Origin of the sequence: Anaerovorax odorimutans DSM 5092 (genome assembly GCF_000426305.1) — a bacterium.
In the GTDB taxonomy this organism is placed as follows: domain Bacteria; phylum Bacillota; class Clostridia; order Peptostreptococcales; family Anaerovoracaceae; genus Anaerovorax; species Anaerovorax odorimutans.
In genome coordinates, this window is the sequence record NZ_AUFC01000009.1 from 71,408 (window position 1) to 92,612 (window position 21,205).

General features: G+C 35.4%; 14 protein-coding genes. 2 read left to right on the forward strand and 12 right to left on the reverse strand.

Features of this window, described 5'->3' with window-relative positions:
- Positions 1-135: 135 nt before the first annotated feature.
- Positions 136-312, reverse strand: coding sequence for a hypothetical protein (locus K292_RS18500; protein ID WP_156900478.1), 177 nt, complete (start codon positions 310-312; stop codon positions 136-138).
- A gap of 56 nt (positions 313-368) precedes the next feature.
- Between K292_RS18500 and K292_RS0105060 the strand changes: the two genes are divergently transcribed.
- The gene (locus K292_RS0105060) at positions 369-2,099 is read left to right on the forward strand and encodes a histidine kinase N-terminal 7TM domain-containing protein (RefSeq protein WP_027398925.1); all 1,731 of its coding nucleotides are present in this window, start codon (positions 369-371) and stop codon (positions 2,097-2,099) included.
- Here K292_RS0105060 and K292_RS0105065 read toward each other — a convergent pair.
- The 8 genes from K292_RS0105065 to K292_RS0105100 form a co-directional block, all read right to left on the reverse strand.
- Positions 2,080-2,727 carry a response regulator transcription factor gene (locus tag K292_RS0105065; protein ID WP_037372554.1) on the reverse strand — a complete coding sequence of 216 codons (648 nt, stop codon included), beginning with the start codon at positions 2,725-2,727 and terminating at the stop codon, positions 2,080-2,082. The two genes, K292_RS0105060 and K292_RS0105065, sit on opposite strands and share 20 nt — an antisense overlap.
- Before the next feature lie 3 nt (positions 2,728-2,730).
- Positions 2,731-3,690, reverse strand: a complete 960-nt coding sequence (locus K292_RS0105070) for a transcriptional regulator (RefSeq protein ID WP_027398927.1) — start codon at positions 3,688-3,690, stop codon at positions 2,731-2,733.
- Between the two features lie 507 nt (positions 3,691-4,197).
- Entirely contained in the window at positions 4,198-5,166 is a 969-nt protein-coding gene (locus tag K292_RS0105075) for a Gfo/Idh/MocA family protein (protein WP_027398928.1), read from the reverse strand.
- Between the two features lie 6 nt (positions 5,167-5,172).
- Positions 5,173-5,463, reverse strand: a complete 291-nt coding sequence (locus K292_RS0105080; protein WP_027398929.1) for a hypothetical protein — start codon at positions 5,461-5,463, stop codon at positions 5,173-5,175.
- Positions 5,464-5,823: 360 nt separating this feature from the next.
- On the reverse strand, positions 5,824-7,188 hold the full coding sequence (locus K292_RS0105085; protein ID WP_051280357.1) for a nucleotide sugar dehydrogenase: 1,365 nt from the start codon (positions 7,186-7,188) through the stop codon (positions 5,824-5,826).
- A gap of 61 nt (positions 7,189-7,249) precedes the next feature.
- Complete coding sequence (locus K292_RS0105090) at positions 7,250-8,386, reverse strand: DegT/DnrJ/EryC1/StrS family aminotransferase (protein WP_027398931.1); 1,137 nt, start codon at positions 8,384-8,386, stop codon at positions 7,250-7,252.
- A complete protein-coding gene (locus K292_RS0105095) occupies positions 8,373-9,080 on the reverse strand; it encodes an acyltransferase (RefSeq protein WP_245570825.1) in 708 nt (235 codons plus the stop codon). Before K292_RS0105095 ends, K292_RS0105090 begins: the two co-directional genes overlap by 14 nt.
- 70 nt (positions 9,081-9,150) lie before the next feature.
- Positions 9,151-9,432: a hypothetical protein gene (locus K292_RS0105100; RefSeq protein WP_027398933.1), complete on the reverse strand. Its 282-nt coding sequence runs from the start codon at positions 9,430-9,432 to the stop codon at positions 9,151-9,153.
- A 178-nt stretch (positions 9,433-9,610) separates the two neighbouring features.
- Here K292_RS0105100 and K292_RS17735 point away from each other — a divergent pair, with 178 nt between their 5' ends.
- Positions 9,611-13,996, forward strand: a complete 4,386-nt coding sequence (locus K292_RS17735) for a glycosyltransferase (protein WP_051280359.1) — start codon at positions 9,611-9,613, stop codon at positions 13,994-13,996.
- 167 nt (positions 13,997-14,163) lie between these two features.
- On the opposite strand, the gene K292_RS17740 is transcribed toward K292_RS17735, so the two are convergent.
- From K292_RS17740 to K292_RS0105120, 3 genes are all read right to left on the reverse strand, one after another.
- Positions 14,164-17,433, reverse strand: a complete 3,270-nt coding sequence (locus tag K292_RS17740; protein WP_169515429.1) for a glycosyltransferase — start codon at positions 17,431-17,433, stop codon at positions 14,164-14,166.
- A 413-nt stretch (positions 17,434-17,846) separates the two neighbouring features.
- Positions 17,847-20,441, reverse strand: a complete 2,595-nt coding sequence (locus K292_RS0105115) for an FtsX-like permease family protein (protein ID WP_027398934.1) — start codon at positions 20,439-20,441, stop codon at positions 17,847-17,849.
- Positions 20,441-21,127: an ABC transporter ATP-binding protein gene (locus tag K292_RS0105120; protein ID WP_027398935.1), complete on the reverse strand. Its 687-nt coding sequence runs from the start codon at positions 21,125-21,127 to the stop codon at positions 20,441-20,443. The genes K292_RS0105115 and K292_RS0105120 overlap by 1 nt, the downstream gene beginning before the upstream one ends.
- Positions 21,128-21,205 lie beyond the last annotated feature (78 nt).

The window sequence follows — 21,205 nt, forward strand, 5'->3', positions numbered from 1 at the left end:
TGTTCAATTATATCTACTATTACGGTCATATAAAAAGTGTCAAAGGTCATGCGTTAGGTCATGATTTTTCACTTAAAGTAATAAAAAATGCCCTGAAGAGCAGCAACTAAGTGACTCATAGGGCATTTCTTGTATTTATTTGTATGATATAAATATGATATAATGATTTCTATGATTGAGACAGCGTTGCTGCAAGGTAGAAATCATTGAATCATGCTTGGTTGCTTGTGTCATGATATAATGATTTCTACGATTGAGACAGCGTTGCTGCAAGGTAGAAATCATTGAATCATGCTTGGCATCTTGTGTCATGATATAATAATTCATTACATTAGAATGGGCATTAATCATAAAAAGGAGGAAGCAGTATGGAAATATCTGAAAATCTGGCGGTTGAATTCAATTCCATAATCCTTTCACATATTCTTACACTTATGCTGCTTATTTTATTTACTTCTTACATTTATTTCAGAGCAAAAAAGTCTCCATTATTGTTTAGCTATCTTTCAGTTGTTGGCATGATTACACTTTGGATAATATCTAAAATTCTCAAAACGATATCTCCAATCATAGAACTTAGGTGGTTCTTCATTGTAACTCAATACTTTGCAATTGATTTTCTTAGCATCTGCTTTTTAATTTTTGCATATACTCATTCAAAAAACAGGCTGCCATCAAAAAAACAAATTATCATGTGGTCAATTTTACCAATGGCTTCATTCATAGCCATTGTTACGAACCCCTTACACATGTCTTTCTATTCTTATTTTGATATTTATAAGGATCGCTTTGGTATAACATTTTATGTCGCACAAAGCTTTCATTATATCTACCTTATCATCGGAATCTACTTGCTTGCACATGAGTTTACAAAACAGTCATTTTTCGCTGGAAAAAAGAGTCTGGGAAATATGTTTGCAATATTTGTACTCTTACCACTATCTGCTAATGTTTACTACATATTGTTTAAAATAAACCTGTTCCCATGGATTTTTCCGTTTCCGATTTTCGATTTCTCACCGATTGCCGCTTCCATCTCGCTGATATTGTTCATGTTTCCTGCCCTAAAATTCCGGTATTTTGACATGTCTCCGGTTTCACTTACTAGTCTATTTAACCTTGTACCACAAGGAATAATATTTGTTGACAAAGAACACCGATTTTATGGAGCTAACAACACCCTTTTATCCATGCTAAATCTGAACAAAAAACAGCTAACACTTAAGCAATTGGTTGAATACACAAAAGACTTGATGAATATCCCTGAAGGGTTGTTTTCAGAATTTATCACAGATAGCAAAAAATGGGATATAGAGATTATGTTAACCGATGATCGCTATATCAAGGTCACAAAAACCAACTTAAAAAACGGACATCTTCTGCTTAATTTTCATGATATTACTGCAATTAACAAAAACCATCTTCTACTTTTAATGCAAAATGAAGATCTTGAGAAATCAAACAAACTTTTGGATCAAATGGCAAGGGATACTAAAGAATTAGCTATAACCCGAACAAAATCTAAAATAGCTCAAAACGTCCATGATATTTTAGGACATTGCTTAACCGTTGTAATAGGTACTGCTGAACTTGCATCAGAAGAAACAGCTCAACAAGCAAAAAAGAAAGCATTACAAATAGAAGAACTTCTAACTGGAAGCCTCAATGATCTACGCAACACTCTCAGCGGAAACGAAATGAAGTGGGGACAAACGACCTTAACAAAAGCAATTGATTTTCTTAAAAACGATAATATCCATGTAGATATAAATATTCATGGAAATCCTTATGAACTAAGCAGTATGCAGACTGAAGCCATATATAGGTTATGTCAAGAAGCAATCACCAACTCAATTCGTCATGGCAACTCTAGGACCATCTACCTTATTTTATGGTATCATGCACAGAAGGTCGAGATTTATGCCGTGGATAATGGAAAGGGCTGTAAAAATATAAAAAAAAATTACGGTCTTACAGGCATTGAAAAAAGATTTACAGATCTTTGCGGGAATATAAGCTTTGCCTCTGATGGCGAATCCGGTTTTACGATTCACGGAATTCTCCCTAGAATTGTAAATGTTAAACCATGGCATGATTAATGGCAAAAACAGAGAGCTCTGTTCGGTCGGAAAATCCCGTTACAGAAAGAAGCTTAGATATTTTATTTTTAATGGTACCTTCACTGTAACTCAATATGGCACCAATTTCTTTATTAGATTTTCCCTGTACAATCAGCTGAAGAATTCTTATATCAACCGTATCAAACACCATATTATCAATTGTTACTTTTCTGCTTTTTGTTCCGTGTACATCTGTAACTGCTGTTTGCAGCAATTTATATGCACCTTTATGAAACAATACCATGTTATTATAAATGCACTTTATTGACATAATTAATGTTTCAGGCATCATATCCTTAATTAGATATCCGTCGGCTCCAAGTTGTACAGCCATCTTAATATTTTCATCATCCTCAAAGGTAGTCAGCATAACTGCTTTCACCTGTGGAAAAGATTCTTTAATATCTTTCAAAACTTCTATACCACCTTTACCAGGCATTCCAATGTCTAACAACGCGATATCAAGCGTTTGTCTTCGGCAGCATTCTATTACTTCATTACCATTGGAGCAGGAAGCAAGAACTTCAAACTCATCATCACGCCTCAACATTTCTTCTAACATAGAACGAAATAACAAATGATCATCAGCCACTAAAATACGAATCATATCTTACACTTCCTTTCCTGCTATTTTGCTAACAGCATGCCGCACAGTACAATATACTTCACGCAATTGAGTTGCTAGATTTTTCATAACAACATGATATGAGCAATCCTCAAAGCAATTTTGTTTAGCTTTCCCAAGGTTTAGTAATATCTTTTCAATATCATAAATCAATGTTTCTTGCACATGTTTTAGAATTATCAACCGTTCTTTCTCAGCATCTAAGGCACCTGCAACACGCACATAATTTGACAATCTTTCATTTGCCTGTTTCAGATAATAATTGCGTTCCTGTAAAAGTTTTTCACTTTCCTTCATTGTGGAAATATCCTCAAGCACTGCTGTATATCCCAATTGGCTTCTGTCATTAATTACAATAGGAGTAATTTTAAGAATATAGTATTTTTTTGCATCATGAAATGTAAGCTCACATTCTGCAGTGCCTTTAATTGCGTCAATCCCCTTGCCGTTTTTCCAACATGCAGAACAATTTAACTCCATAAAAGAAATAAGCTGGTTTATTTCCTCAATATTCCCGAACAAATAGGTATATTTTTTAGGATGATTAATATGAGTAATGTCACCATCTCGGTCTACCACAAAAACGATGTCATCAACACTTGACAAAGCTTTAAGTATATTAGGAGACAAATTTTGATAATTATTCTTTCTACTCCAAACAAATATTACAATCAGTCCAACACTGATACTAGCCCACATAAGCATGAAGGATAACCTTGCAATCTGATAATATACTTTGGATAAGGAAAGCACAAATACAGCAGAACTCATCATATTAAAAATCAACCAGCTTACAGTGAATAATGATACGATATATATATTAGCAGTAAAATAGCTTCTTCTATGCCTTACCGTCATATACATATTGAAAGAACAGATTGCTATGATTGCGGTAATGGTAATGACTGCTGTAAAAAACGGATAATAACTGAGCGTCCTACCCATAGGGAATTCTCCTCTCCATTGATCATCGTCTGAATGGTTAACATGATTTTTATTATATCAAAAATTAATGAAAACTTCATCTGATTTTTAACACTATGGCAGTACGATTCTTTTACAACAAAGATGACAAATCAGGGCAAGGTGGTATATATTCTTGCGTTTTTGCTTACGGTCTGCCACAATTTTTGTAAAGAGAAAAAGGTTTAGTATCATCCATACATTTACTATATTTCACTTCTCAATAACTTTTCCTTTTGTAGTCCAGTTGCATATTATTTATAATTTGTAAATTTAATTATACAGCAAATTTGAGTTTTTTCAATGATATAGGTTTAACTTTACTTGGCTCCAATAATCGTACATGAAAACTAGAATCTTTAGCTGTCATGGGCCAAATATTTAGATTTTGAATTTTTTAACTTGTCAATCTTGACAATTGTATTTGGTTTTCTTAATTAACTTGGGCCAGCCCTGTAAGCCTCCCGAATCATTGCAAGGTACAGAATTCTATGATTTTATATCTCTTGTTATTTTTTCAAGCAGCTTAATTACTTCATGACCATTTCTCCCATATTCCATACGTTCAGAATTACTAATTAACTGGATGAAATATTCTAGTTCATTTTTTAATGGTTGAGAATAGACATAATCTATTTTCTCAATTCCTTCATTTTTACTTTCAGGGCAGCTCCCTTTCATCTCAATTCTTTTTTTATGCAAAAAAATACTTTTCTCTTGTGAACAATCATCAAATGAAATCATGGCTTTATCGCCAACTATAATAATCTTCTGCTCTTTTATTGGATATAGCCATGAGACGGTTATAAAAGCTTTAACATTTTCAGGATATGTCAGCTCAACATTGGCCATATCAAGGATATCTGGCTGCAAAAATGATGATCCTAATACTTTTGTTTCTATGGGAAGCTGTTCAGTAAGATAATTTATCAGTGATATATCATGTGGTGCAAACGACCATATAACATCCTCCTTTTGTCGAACAGTCCCTAAATTTAACCTAGATGTACTGATGTATCTAATTTTTCCTATCACTCCTTTATCAATCAGTTCTTTTATTTTAATTATGGCCGGATGAAATAACAGTTGATGCCCAACCATTAGTTTTCCGCCATATTGTTCCGACATCCTTATTAAAGTTTCTGAATCCTTTGATGATAAGGCCAAGGGTTTCTCAATTAAAACATTTTTGCCTTTTTCCAGCAGCTTTCTTCCCAATTCAACATGAGTTTTCGCAGGCGTTGCAATCACATATCCATCAAAACCACCGGAAATTGCTTCTTCCAAACTGCTGAAACCCTTAATTCCGGTATATATACTTTTAAGGGATTCCAGCCGTTCAAGATTTACATCAACAATTCCTACAAGATTGCCCATATCATATAATGTTCTGATATGGTTCTCTCCCCATCGTCCTCCTCCAACTACGCATAATGAAATCATATTTTCCCCTTTCATCCTCCTTTAAAACTGAACCCTATAATGCGGATAGTTATACTGAGGATATCTATACTGAGGTCTTATTTTAATACCTTCTTCAATATTGTCGACAATGTTCACTTCAATACACTTTATACCGCAAACCAAACAACATATCTGTTCATTTGCTTCCATTAAAATTTGGGTTGATTCATTTCTTTCAATTAACGTATCCAGATAATTGGCTTGTGTATATAAAATGCTTGCCACTGCTGTTTCAAATTGTGTAGCTGACACAATTATATTTTGGCCTAAACCAGTTATATTATAATCCACTTTATTTTTCCTCCATGCGCTGTCCAATAACAAACTATATCTACACATTCAAATATACAAATTATGAATTCATGTATTTCTAAATTATAAAAACGGTAGATCAGTAGATTATTAGGATGGCTTTTTTGTTTTCTATTTAAATACCTATCCCCCTATTCAAAAAATATTTCTAATTTATCTTTGAAATAGAATCGTAGGTTTATAATTAAATGGTTATAATATATTATGAATGATTTGAAAACTAGTGCCATAATATCTACTTTTTAGCAGACTCTTATTTTGTAATAGCTCAACCACAGGATTTATTTATAAAAATAGAAAACTAAAGAGATCTTTTTACCGAAATACTTTATTACCAACTTAAATTCTTTCTATATTATCTCTAATTTTAATATGCTCCATGGCATTTTGGGTGTCAAAAATCAGTTTCGCATTATATTGAATGAACTCATAATCATAGCAGCTATGCTTCGTAGATATAATAATCATATCCGCATTTTTAATTTCGTCAGCGGTAAGCTCCACGCTATTTAAATCAATCCCTTTCCATTTAAAATCAGGGATATAAGGATCAGAATAGCTTACGATTGCCCCTTGCTCAATCAGTTCTTTTATAATTTTCAATGCCGGACTTTCTCGGAAATCACGAATATCCGGCTTATATGCAACACCTAATATAAGTATTTTAGAACCATTTAGTGCTTTTTTATATTTGTTTAATATTTTCATAGCTCGTTCTACTACATATTGCGGCATATAAGAATTAATCTCTCCGGCTGCTTCTATCAGACGAGAATGGTAATCGTACTCTTTTGCCTTCCAAGTCAAATAGTAGGGATCAAGAGGAATACAATGGCCACCTACTCCCGGTCCTGGATAAAATGCCTGAAAGCCATATGGCTTTGTTTTTGCAGCCTCAATCACATCCCATACATCTATTCCCATTTTGCTGCATATAATACACATTTCATTTGCTAGTGCAATATTTACATTTCTATATGTGTTTTCAAGAAGTTTTTCCATTTCTGCAACTTTAGAACTGGACACCTCAAATATTTCCCCAGATAGAACATTTTGGTATAATGCAACAGCTAATTGTGTGCTTCTTTTACCAACACCACCTACCACCTTAGGAGTATTTTGAGTTTTATAAATCAGATTTCCAGGATCAACCCTTTCAGGAGAAAAAGCAAGGAAAAAATCTTTTTCACATCGCAATCCTGATTTTTCTAATAACGGCTTCACCAGTTCATCTGTGGTTCCCGGATAGGTAGTACTTTCAAGTACGATCAACATCCCTTCATGGAGTCCCTTGGAAATATTTTTTACAGACTCTTTAATGTAACTTAAATCCGGCTGTTTATGTTCATCCAATGGAGTGGGTACACATATTGCTACACAATCTACATCCTTAATAAAGTTCCAATCATTCGTAGCACTTAATAAACCTGACGTAGTAATTTCAACGAGATCTTTATTAAATATGTCTCCAATGTAATTAACCCCATTATTAATCATATCCACTTTCTTTTTTTGAATATCAAATCCAATCGTTTTATAACCTGCTTTGGCTTTTTCAATAGCCAAAGGAAGGCCTACATAACCCAAGCCCACTATACCAATAACAGCCATTCGGCTCATGATTTTATTCATGAGATCTTCTTGTAATTCTTCATGTTTTATGTTTAAAATATCCTTGATATTATCCTGATTATCTAATTGCATTTATTACACCTCAGTTTTTATAAACTTATTTTTTTAAATAATCCTATAAATAAAACATTTATCAATTTGCAGTATGCTTGAGAGTTACGAGGAGTATATTAGCAACTGAATCTATCTCTTCTTCTGTCAAGTATGGATGCATAGGTAAACTTAAAATTCTTTTGCTTATATCTTCAGCAATTGGAAAATCATTCTCTCTGTAACTTAAATGATTAAAAACAGGCTGCAGATGCAATGGAGTTTTGTAGTAAATTGCAGTAGATATGCCCGCTTCTGCCAGTTTATTCTTCAATAAGTCTCTCTCCTTTTCATTTTGACTCAGAATAGAGTATTGTGCCCAACTGGATTTGTACCCTTCCTCTACAGATGGGGGACGAACCACGCCCTGTAATTTCTTACTGTATAATGATGCAATGCAATTTCTAAGATCAAGCTCTTGATTAAGAATCGGCAATTTTGATAGAAGTACGGCGGCTTGTATTGTATCAAGACGGCTGTTTAAACCTATCCTCACATTGTTATATTTGTCTTCGCCTTGCCCATGAATACGAATCGATTTAAGGATTTTATACAGTTCATCATCATCGGTGAATACAGCTCCGCCATCACCATAGCACCCTAACGGTTTTGCAGGAAAAAAAGAGGTAGCTGCCGCATCTCCCATGCTTCCGGCTTTTTTGCCGTTTAAACTGCTTCCAAAACTTTGTGCTCCATCTTCAAGGATTTTAAGATTATATTGATCCGCTATGGACTTAATATTTTCATAGTCAGCTGGTAATCCAAACAGATCAACAGATAAAATAACTTTTGGCTTTAATACGCCGATCTTTAAAACCCTGGTAATCTCTTTTTCCAATTTCATTGGATCTAGATTAAAACTATGACGATCAATATCTACGAAAACCGGGGTTGCCCCTAAACGAACAATAACCTCTGCCGTAGCTACAAAAGTAAATGGTGTAGTAAATACAGCATCCCCAGGACCTATACCCCAGGCCCGCAAAGCCAGCAGTAGTGCATCTGTACCACTTGAGCAGGTCAAAGCATGTTTTACACCTACATATTGCTCAAGCTGACTCTCCAATTCTTCTATTTCAGGTCCCATAATGAATTTTCCATGTTGAAACACTCCGGCTATACGTTTTTCTACATCCTCCTGAATCGTATTATATTGTTTTAAAAGATCATTCATCTGCATAATCAAGTACCTCGCTTAACTTCCCATCACTTTCCACATATTTTTTATTACATTTATTACACTTCCATTCATCATCAAGTTTATTCCCGCATTCACAGATCCATCCTTTACGTTTGGCTGGCACTCCAATCATAAACCCATAATCTGGAACATCAGAAACAACTACCGATCCTGCAGCAATAAACGCATGTTTTCCTATAGTATTTCCGCACACAATCGTACAATTAGCCCCTAAAGAAGCTCCTTCCTTTACCAGTGTTTTTGCATAAAACTCAGTTCCCTTTTGAGGATATTTACTACGGGGAAATTTGACATTGGTAAAAACCGAAGATGGTCCGCAAAAAACATAATCCTCCAATTCTACTCCTTCATAAATAGAAACGTTATTTTGAATTTTTACGTTGTTGCCAATTTTTACGTTTAATGCAATATTTACATTTTGACCTATACTGCAGTTTGTACCTATCTCTGTGTTCTTCTGAACATGACAAAAATGCCATATTTTAGTTCCCTCTCCTATTTTCACATTCTCATCAATATAGGAACTGTTATGAACATAATAACTTTTTTTGTCAACCAGCAAATTCCCTTCGGTATTGTGCAACTCTTCTTGACTATATAAGTTTTTATGAGCATTTTTATGATCTTCCATAGCGTTATCATTTTTCTTAACTAATAATTTTTTAACTACCATATATGCTCCTCACTATTAAAGTATTGTTTGTTTATTATTCATTAAAAAAGCCGGCAATGCCGGCATTTTATTATAAACCAGAAGTATAAATGCTCGTTCCAGCTGCAATCTTTCTTACGATTGTACTCTCAAGAGTTGACAATGCGCTCATCATAGTGGATATTTGCCTATTAACAGTAGTAAGTGCATCTATGCTTAAGCTGCCTGCAGAGTAAGCAGCGATAATTTTCTGGAGTTTACTGCCTTCTGCACCAATAATTTCAGCAGAACTGGCTTCAAAGTATGCTGCTGATAGCACCAATTTTGCTCCCAGAGTAGTTTGGGCCGTAATATTTAATGCTGGTATGCCCATGTCGACACCCCTTCCTTTTTTGATACTCTATATTATGCATATATTTTTGTTATTGTTCATTGATTAATCAATGCAGAGACACACATAACATCTATAGCCTTAATATATTGTAATAGTAGAATTCTTGCAGTTGCTTGTCCTGTTATTTTATAAATTTTTTAATCCTTAGGAGGAAAATGTGAAAGATTTAAGTATTGTTATCTTATACCGAAAGAATTACATACTTCCATGTATGGAAATTCTTAAGCCCATTATGGAAGCTTATGACACTGAACTTATTATAATCAGTAATGAAAGTATCCATGAGCAAATTCCTTATAAGTACGATAAGATAAAATTCAGTCAGGAGTATAGGAATTTCAAAGAATTTTGTATATCTTCCTGTCTTGGTAAGCGAATTATGCTAATTGAGTGTGGTATGACTTTTACTCCCACTTTGATAAATTTCATTATGGAAAACCTGAAAAATGATGATTACTTTAATATTTCCTGCACCATTAGAAGTTTCTTGTCTTCCGATAAGAGGGACGTGTTTATACACAATGAAGTCATTCTATATAATCGCGGAATTACCGGATTTAATCAGTATTATACAGACGATGTCGTTTTGGATGTTAGTTTTATACAACCTGGCACTCAAACTATTGATCTTTATATAAGTAGATTAATTGAAAAAAAAGCTTTTAATGAGCTATACCTTTGGTTTTCACTTTACATCAAGGATCTGAGTCGTGAAGATCAAGCTTACTGCTACACCAGACTTGAAAAAATCAAATCAGAAATGCCGGAAACAGATTGGCATACACTTGAGAAGCTTTTCATAAATTCAGAAACTGAAAATATTTATAATGAATTTCTTACATGCAGGAATGGCTATTTATCCCAAAGTATGAGTATCTGGGATATTATCAACAAAATTGAAAAAATCAGTATCTCCCTTGATGACAACTATTTCAGCTGGCTTTTAAAAGATTTTATTATCCAAGAAAAAGGTTCTTTGGATCTCATAAAAAATTTACCGGAAACAGTATTAAAAAACTGCCTGCTATATCTGCTTGAAAATGATCCAGATTCTTGGGAATATCTGAATACCTTTCTTTCAAACCTGATGAATACTCAAAGCACACAAAGCTCTGCTAAAAACATAACTGAATTTACAAAAAAAGAAACAGCTGCTTTTACTAAATTCACTGCCGTATGCCTTGAATATATGAATAATCACGTTTATTCTCAAAGAAATAAAGATATCATGATGAATATTTTCACCAAGTATACGGCTCTTGGCGAAAATCAAACGTTTATGCGAAAATTTCCCAAAGGATCAAGAATTATAAATACAAGGATGGAAAAGAAACTGATCGTCGCAATGAACAAAGTGCATCACATGGATGCAGATCATGCAATTGAACAGACCTCTCATTTATGTAAAAAGAATATAAACAAAAACAATATACTGCGATATTATATCCAAAAACTCAGATATACCAATACGATCTATAGCAAAATTTTAAGTATATGCATGATCGTAAAGGATGAAGAGAAAAATCTTTCAAGATGTTTATCCAGCATACGCCCCCTTATGGATTGCGGACTGGCAGAGCTGATTATCGTTGATACAGGTTCGGTTGACAGCACCGTTAAAATTGCTCGCAGCTATACCGATAAAGTATATCTTCATGAATGGGAAGACAACTTTTCTAAAGCAAGGAACCAGAGTGTGATGTACAGTGATGCTGAATATATATTTATCATGGATGCAGATGAAGAGCTTCGCCCAGCAGATACTGAAGCTCTTAAGGTAATATTTTCCGGTGATGATTACCATCAACTTAATACCTTTACTTTAAACATCATCAGCTATACAGATACAGAATTACAAAATTACGCAGTAATGGCGCAGCCTCGAATATTTAAAAATGATTATTCATTCCGTTATTCAAGCTCAGTTCACAATCAGCCTCTCTTCCGTAATCCATTAAAAAATCTAGAAATTGGAGTCCTTCATTATGGATATATTATGACACCGGATATCAGAGAGAAAAAATATCAGCGGACGACCACATTGCTAAAAAAAGGAATCCAGAACAATCCACGCAGTATTTATTTTCATTTTCAACTGTGCAACAGCTATGCTATGTATGGAGATCTAAAAAATGCCTTAAGGCAAGTAGAAATTTATATGCGCTTGATCTCAGAGGAAACTGAACTGCACGATAATGTTCTCATGTACTACAACAACGCCGCCGCAGTTTATATCAACTGTTATAGCTACGATAAGTCCGAAAGAATATGTGATAAAGCCCTTGATATCGAACCTGATTTTATCGATTTTATTTATTATAAAGCATTTATTCGTTTTGAGCAGGAGGATTATGAAAATGCATTACCCTATTTCAAGCAATATCTTTCCCTCATAGATCATTATGGTCAAATGAAAACAAGTAATGACGGACGATTTGCCTTTTACACAATATGCTCACATGAGGATATTAAGAGAATGCTGCTTCAATCACATTACAGGCTTCATCAATATGAAGAATGTATAAATGATATGTATACGATTAATTCTGAAACGGTACGGATAAACTGTATTTACGAGTTCATGAGTTCCTGTTTGAATACAGGGAATACTTTAACATTAGCAAATTTCTATGCAAAATATGCAGCTAGTTCTGCTAACCAATTATTTGAAAAGACCTTTCGCTATTTTGAGAATGTACTTCAGAATGAAGCACCTAAAAATACATTTTACGAGCTGGATAAATACTCATGGGATGCCTTAGATTTTGAAAGTTTCTGGCCGTTTTTATATGAAATACTTCTAGAAATATTGAAATTGGAAGCCGAAAACATAGAGGAAGAGCAGGCACTGATTCGATATAAAAAAATTTTACAGCTGATCCTTCATAGAACAAAAAAGCTACTATATGGCTATCTTTCTGCAGAAGAGTTGGTTGATATATATAGTAAATATATGTTTATCTGTTCAAGACTTACTGCTCTAGGAAATGTTGATCAACTTGAAATAAGGGAACGAGCTTTTATAAAAAAAATCCTAGAGGCATATAAAGTAACAGATTCTGCCAAGGCAATAGAACTTTTACAGGATGCCATTTTAGAATACCACGAAATGAAAGGAATCGTAGACTTATCTATTGATATTCTTTTTAAACCTTCCTCTGCAAAAGATACAAAAGTGCCACAAGACGTAACTGTAGAATCGGATGCAAATAATGTTGAAAAAGAGATCCATGACCTAGTGGATAAAATAAATGAGGAGATTTTACAATTGGAAACTGTATCAACAGAAACTAGTGAAGCTCTATGCCAAAACATTTCTGACATCAATAATCTGATAACTGAACTGGAGAACTATAATAATTTACTTCCTGTACAAATATATTTATGCCGATTTTACAGTTTAACAAAACAGTATAAAAAATCTATGGAAGCTTATTGCCGCCTTAAACTTCATAATCCATCAGAAAACTCCGTTCAAAAAGAGAAACTGCTTATACCTCCTAGTTTATTACAATCGAATCCTGATCATTTGAGAATTCTTCATGGAACGATGGATAATACTGAAAAGACAATCCGAACAGTTAACCTGTTAAAGGAAAAAGGATTAGATGCAAAAGCATTAAACTATATTCCCAGACAGTGTAAGTATACTTGTGATTATGAAATGGATGTCAATCAATTTGAAAATGGCGCAGTCATTTTAGATCGGACAATTGATGCCACCGCAGTACTTATTCCTTCCTACGATATTTTTCATTTTCATAATGCAACCTCTCTTCATTTTAATCATGATGACCTTGCCATACTTCAAGAATTCAATAAAAAACTTGTGGTAGACTATTGGGGGCAAAGCGTGCGTACTAGCACTAAAGCCGCACAGTTAAGCCCATACATTCAACTTTCACCGGAAAATGATTTAGAAATATTAAAGAAATTGGAGCTTTTTTCAAAGTATGCATCATGCTGTATTGTAGAAAATCATGAAGTGTATGAATATGCAAAAGACTTCTTTGAAAACATTCAAATTATTTCACCGTTTGTAAGACCCTCTGTTATTGCAAGGACTTATGTTCCTTACAAGATTAATAGTAAGTTCACCATTATCCATTCACCGGAAAACCGCAGAATAGCCGGGACAGAATATTTGCTAAAAGCAGTTGAAGAATTAAAAGAACAATATTCGTTTGATTTTCAGCTTACTGAAAATATTCCTATTGACCAAGCTCAAAAAATTTATCAATCTGCCGATCTCATAATTGATGAGCTTTTGGTTGGTTCATATAGCAGGTACGCTATAGAAGCCATGGCCATGGGCAAGCCTGTTATGGGATATATCAGTGATTTTATGAGAGATAAATACCCCAAAGAACTACCTCTGATTTTAACTACTCCTGAGAGTGTGAAATCAGATCTTGAAAATATTCTGCAAAATAAAGATATGCTAATAGACATAGGAAAAGCCGGCTCAAGCTTTGTGCAGCAATACCATAATGCAGATACACAGATCGACAAACTAATTAAGCTTTATCATGATTTAGTATGAATGTAAGAACATCCAATCTGCCTTTTAATAATGAAACCCCTCTGCTTAAACTGCCCTCCCAGAAGTTAGATTTTTAGTTCTAACTTCTGGGAGGGCAGTTTAACTGTATGGTTGGCTCTTTTTAGTATATTTATTAATTTACTATTTACACGAAAAGGAGAATTATTTTAAGTTGTTTTACCTTCAACCAAATGTATATATTTTTTTGCATGAGCCTTATAGCTATACTGATTTTCTATATCAAGCCTTGCCTGTGCCCCTATTTTATTGTAACGTTCATCTTCCATACGAAATACTTCCGCAAGCCTATCGGCCAATAGTTCCACATTTTCTGGCTGCACTAGAAAACCATTTTTACCATCCTCAATGATTTCCTTCATTCCTCCTAGTGAAGAAGCAATCACTACCTTACCGCAAGACATACCCTCCAATAGCGAAATTGATGTAGCTTCCTCAACATTGTTTGATTTAATAGATGGAATCAATATAAATCTTGCTATTTTATAAAACATTTGAATCTCATCATGAGAAATATTGCCAAGCAGATGAACAACCTGCCCAAGGCTATCTTCATCATATTTACCATCGTCTACTATATGGGAAGGGTTATGGGAGCTTTCACCGTTTTTATCGATATATTCCTGAATTGCCTGACGCTCTATTCCATCTCCTGCAATAATCAATCTGAAATCCTTTATTCCTCTCCTTATTAATTCACTAGCAGCCCTCACAGCAATCATTACACCGTTTTTAGGAACCAATCTTCTCGGAACTAAAATAATATTATTATGTGAAATTTCATGAGCATTTATTATCTTATTTAAAATATTATTTGCACAGTTTTTATCGCTCTGATACATTTCAGGGCAGAAAGAGATATCATCTGCAGCATTCTTCAAGACAGTAATTGGGGTTGGATTCTCTAGTTGAATATTTGTAACATACTCTTTTATTCTTGTATCAACTGTGATTATTTTATCTGAAATTTCATAAGCTCTCTTTTCATAGTGAATAAAATATTTATATACGGGAGTACCTTTTAATAATAATCCATAATCTACATTTTCATCGGTGAAGTATCCATGCAGAGTAGTCATAATAGGCATAATAAATTTGAGTCGTTTTATCACATTATATGCAGCCATAGCTGCCACTACATCCTGGCAGCTTATAAAGCTATAGTAATTTGCCATTAATGCTTTCTCAATTTTTTCCTCCAGTTGTTTTTGAATGGCGTAAATCAAATAAGCAAATGAAACGTCTGAAGAATCTGACAGCTCTTCCACAGAAAGATTTTTCAGTAAATCATCCTCAACTTGACCCTGCAGATAATTCATAGCCTTCTTACTATCAATTGTTGCCTTAGAATCATACTGATAGGTTACTAGGCTGCATGGAATATTCTGCTCTTGGATACCTTTCATTAACAGATGAATATGAGTGTGCTTTCCACCAACCGCTCTGCCTTCTGCCGGATCATCGGTAGACACTACAAGCACTCTTTGATTCCTATTATCTATCAACAAGTTCTTTCCTGTCCGGTCCTTATCTAATGGGTTTATTTCATCCAACTGATTCCTTTGATTCTCCCAGTATATTGTCTCTTCTTCAAACAGTTGAGGAATGACTTGTTTCTTTTCATCACCTGTTTCCATTTGTTCATAATATTGACTAATATTAGTAAAATACTCTGAAATCAGTTTATAATAAGTACCTTGATTCGTCAGGAAATCACGATTCAGATCCATTTGAATAAAATATCTTCGAAACAGCAGATCTTCAAACTTAATCTTCCCTTCAACAACCTGCTTAAAGTTGTCATTATCTGATGCAAAATTAGCCTCATGCTGTCTATAGAAATACATGGGCTCTTTTATGTGCAGGAATTCACAAGTAAGAATATTATCAATATAGAAAGGGACATTTTGCTCTGTATAATTCAATATTACATTGGAAATATAATCTCTTCTAAAAAAGGATACATCCGGTATGACCGAAGAAAATCCAGAAAAGGTATCCATCAATAGCATGATAGGATGTTCATAATCCTTGAATCTTGTTTCACCTATAACATTACCATTACTGTCTATGAGGGTAAAATCCATATAAACAAATTTTAATTTTGATTTTTTAAGCATGGCTTCAGTGCAATCCATTATATACTCCCTATGGATAAGATCATCACTGTCTACACGAGTTAAAAAATTACCCTCAGCTTTTTCCAAGCCATACTTTAATGCATTAAGCTGTCCTGTATTTTCTCTATGGAAATATCGAATTCTCTCATCACTGAACCCTTTGACAATTTCTTCTGAACTGTCCGTAGATCCATCGTTGACTATTATAAGTTCTATATGACGATAGCTTTGGTTCAGTACACTTTCTATCGCCTCTTTAAGGTATTTTTCCCTGTTATAGACGGTCATAACAATACTGACCATAGGTTCCTTTGGGTTGGTCTCACAAAGCTGGTGTAGTTCCTCGATAAGAATTTTGTTTATGGAATCCATATTATACTTTTCATTTACAAATTCCCGGTATGTCATGGAATCATAATCCTGTGAAAGCATGGCCACAGCCTCACTTATGGTGTTAAAAATAAGATGCTCCAAATATATTTTGCGAGCACCTACAAAGTTGTGAATGATGGGCTTTATACCTTTTGCCATTGCCTGCATAACGCTCATATTCTGAGATTCCAGTATACTGGTACATAAAATATAATTCTTATCTTCCAGCCATTGGTCCAGATCATCCTGCCATCCTTCATAAATAATGTCTTTCTCAAAACCCCATTCCCGAATCATCTGCCTAAAATACAATATATCTCTGTCATCTTGAAAGCAGCCTGCTATATGAAGCTTATACCTGGGATCCTCATCATGTATAGCCTTAAATGTTTGAAGCAAAAGCATAGGGCCTTTTTTATAATTTATATATCCTACATATGCAATATGGAAGCCAGGTTTTCTCTCATTGAACTTAAACCTCTTCATGTCAATGCCATTTGGTATAATCACTGTTTTTTCTCTGGCAATACCAAACTTTTCAATCCCTTGCTCTCTGATATGTGATGCAACAAAAATAACTTTATCTACTGTATCCCAGTTTACTTGAGACGGATAATCGGTGAAAACCTCATAGCTGTGAATTCTGCATATGATTTTCTTTTTTAATGCCATAGGGTGTCTGCTGCCATAGACAATAAGCTCATCACACCATTCAAACCAGCATATTTCCCCCCACTCCATCTCCTTATCAATATCATTACATACTTTTCCATTGTTACAATCTACTGCATTAGAGATACGAACTATTTTAGTATCATAAAATCCTGCAAGATCAGCAGCTATTTCTTTTATAAAACTGTCCATACCCTCTTTTACAAAAATCACAAGTCTAACAGATTTATTTTCAGCCGATTTATTTTTATTCATTTGAATCATTCCCTGCCCCTTCATATATTCTTATAGCAAATATATGTTTGTGCTTGATTTAAAATGCCACGGCACTTTTTGAACGTTTGTTAACTCTTAATTTTTAAGTATCCTTTTTCTCTAATATATATAGTACTTATTTTTCGTCTTATATACTAACATCGCATGTTAATTATAAAAAAATTTATTTCACTAAATCTAACGCAGAGGTTTCACCAAATAAAGCGTAATCAAACGTAAATAATTTTACTATTGAGTACGATACCGAATAAACTGTGATTCGAATAAAGGATAATGATCTTTTACATTACTCGTATAGTATGTCCTCAATATTTTAAGGTCTACAGCGCCTTTCTTGACGATTACAAATAACTGAGGTTTTTCATTTTATACCAAATCAATAGTAGCTTTAATCAAGTCATATCATCCCGAAGAGCATCAATAATATTTTCTCTTTTTATCTTCCTGACGGCATACATCATAGTAACAAAAATTACGAGAAGTACACTAAACACGCTGATTCCCATACTTGCCCACGGCAATACAAAATTGATGCCATCCGCTCCGCCGACAAACATCCCTTTGTAAATCAACCAGGAAGAGAATAATGCTATGGGAATTCCAAAAAGTAACGCCCTTATACCATAAAAGGCACACTCAAAACGCATCATTTTATTGAAATCGGCATCAGACATCCCCACAGAGCGGAGCATAGCAAGTTCTCGCCGGCGCAACTTGATATTCGTGGAAATCGTATTGAACACATTGGCCACCGCAATCAGTGAAATCATAATGATAAACGTATATGCGAATACGTTGGCAATGAAGATATAATTTCGGCTCTCCTCAAGCATTTCAGACGTATTCAAAATAATATATGAGGCAGTCATTCCAACGCTCTGAATCATGGTTTTCATTTCTTCCATAGACTGCGATGGATTCTTTGACTGAAAGGTCATGCCCTTCACCATGATATTCGACGAGATATGGGAGGTAGCAAGTGTCTCCATGCTCGAATAGGGTGCCATCACCTGAAAAAAGTATGGCTGCTGCTCAGAGGTTTCCACAGTTGGGGGTGTATCCGGAGGCGTGATTTCTACACAGGTAATACTTACATTTTTCCCATATTCTGTATTTAAATCGCCATCTGCTTCGGGCGTAACGCTAACATCCAGGAAAGAACTTGTAAACATGTCATTAAGCTGGCTGACCCCATCCACCTGACTGCTGTTGTCCTGCATTTTAGCAACTGCAATCAGTTTTCCATTTTGCCCCATATATTCCTCAGCGGGTAAGCCCAAATCTTTGATCATTTCCAGATAAGTATTACCATCCAGAAACTGGATTTTTATTGGCAGATTCACAGTTTTGTCTGGTGGCTGTACTCCAGCAGATTCCCAGTAGCCATCTGAAAGCTTGTCTGTATGAACCGTACAGATATACTTCATCACAACTTGATACGAACTTTTGGTAATACCATCGGCGATTTTCAGTTTGTCGTAAAGGTTCATCATTTCGGCATCGTCCATATCCTGCGTACCAAAACCAATATCATAGGTAGTAACCGCTTTCGCCTGCGCAGATGCCATCCTCAAATCCGTTACAAAAGCACTTGTTGATACAAACAACACAATGCTTAGAACAAGTGACAGAACAATGCTGCGATAGCATTTCTTGTTCCTTTTAAAATTCTTTAGGGCAAGTGTTCCCTCCAAACCGTAAATTCGCTGTGCCAGTTTCGATGTATTCACGGCTTTGGATTCCACTTTAACCGCATTTGTCTGGCGAATACATTCCATTACCGGCATGCTGGCAGCCTTGCGAGCCGGAATATCAGCTGAAATCAGGATCGTTACCATGCTGACCACCGCTGCCGCAAGGATTGCAGGAGCTGATACCGTCAAGGTCAAAGGTACACCGGCGTATAGAAGATTTACGAAGTTTTTGGCAACGATGCCAATCACAAGTCTGATACCGGCTATACCGACGATTACACCAATCGGAATGCCCACTGCACCGATACAAAGCCCTTCAAAGAGTACTGAATTTCTCAACTGCTTTGCAGTGGCTCCCACCGATGAAAGAATACCAAACTGATGTGTGCGCTCATTCAAGGAAATGTTGAAAGAATTATAAATGAGAAACACTGATCCGATCATGATGATAAGAATTACAATGCCACCAACTGAGTACAGAAGCGTGTTGAATATCTTATCGCTCGAATCGTCCGAAAGGCCCATGAAGCGCAATACAGCATTATTTAAGATGTAAGAATGGCTTCTATCTATACTTTTTACATAATCATGAACTTTACGTGGATTTTTTAGCTTAACAAATAAGCTGAGATCCTCCGCCGTGTCTGTAGTATCTGAGGTTGTGATTACCGTGTATCCCGGCGCAAAATCTTCCTCAAAGTAAGGAGTTTGGCAGATACCAACCACAGAGTAAGTTCTCTCGCCTTGCGGTACAAAAGTTTCACTCTCGGCAGTGTACGTATCACTCTGGCCAAGCTTCTCGTTTCCATACATGCGGTTACCGGCAGCAAGTGTAATGGTGTCACCCACATTGAATTGAACTTTGCCCTTTGTCATGACACTCCCTGAAACAAGAATTTCCCCGCTATTTTTCGGCAGCCTGCCAGATAACAGAGTGATAGGCAGTGCATCAAAGGATTTCTCGCTGAATCCTGCGATAAAAAGATACGGTTTATTGGGATTTTTCCCACCATCAAGTTTTGCGTAACCGATATTTTCAAATGTTACTGTATTTGCAACTTCATCGTTGTTGGTCTGTTCTTGTACAAAAGAGGAATCCTCATCCAAAAACGCAACATGCCAATCACCGTATTTTTGAGCAGCACCGTTTGCCATATAGTTCAGCAAAGAAACGCCAAAGGTGGTAACTGCAGTAATCATGGCGGCAGACAAAACAACTCCGATAATTGTTACGAATGTGCGCGTGCGGCTATTTTTCAGGCCTTGCAGGGCAATCTTATTAAATATATTCATTATCGTGCCTCCTGCCTCTCATCCTTTACCACTTTTCCGTCTCCAATGGTAATAATGCGATCTGCTTGCAAGGCAATATTTTCATCATGGGTGACAAGCAGCAAGGTCTGCCCATATTTTTTATTGCTTTCTTTCAGCAATTTAATGATTTCATTTCCATTTCGGCTGTCCAAACTGCCTGTAGGTTCATCAGCCAGCATGACGGCCGGGGCGTTCATCAAAGCACGTCCTATGGAAACACGCTGTTGCTGACCGCCCGAAAGCTGATTTGGTAAATGTGTTTTACGATCTTGTAACCCAAGCATTTCGAGCAGATCATTCAGCCGTTCCTTGTTAACTTTGCGCTTGTCCATTAAAATAGGTAAGGTGATATTTTCCACTACATTAAGAGTAGGAATTAGATTGTGAAATTGATAAATCAGTCCGACCTGGCGCCTGCGGAATATGGCGAGTTTTTCATTGCTTTGATTATATACATCCAACCCTTCTAAATACACTTTTCCCCTTGTGGGTACGTCCACACCGGCGATAATGTGAAGTAATGTGGATTTACCAGAGCCGGAGGAACCGATGATTGCGGTAAAATCCCCTTTTTCGATTGTAAGTGAAACATGGTCAAGTGCGGTAACTTGATTTTCGCTCTTACCGTAGACCTTGCTTAAATCTTCTATTTTTAAAAATTCCATTATATGAGCCTCCTCTTTTATCTTTTACCTATATAATAAATTTTTCAACTTACATATCTGTGACTTTAAGGTGAGAGA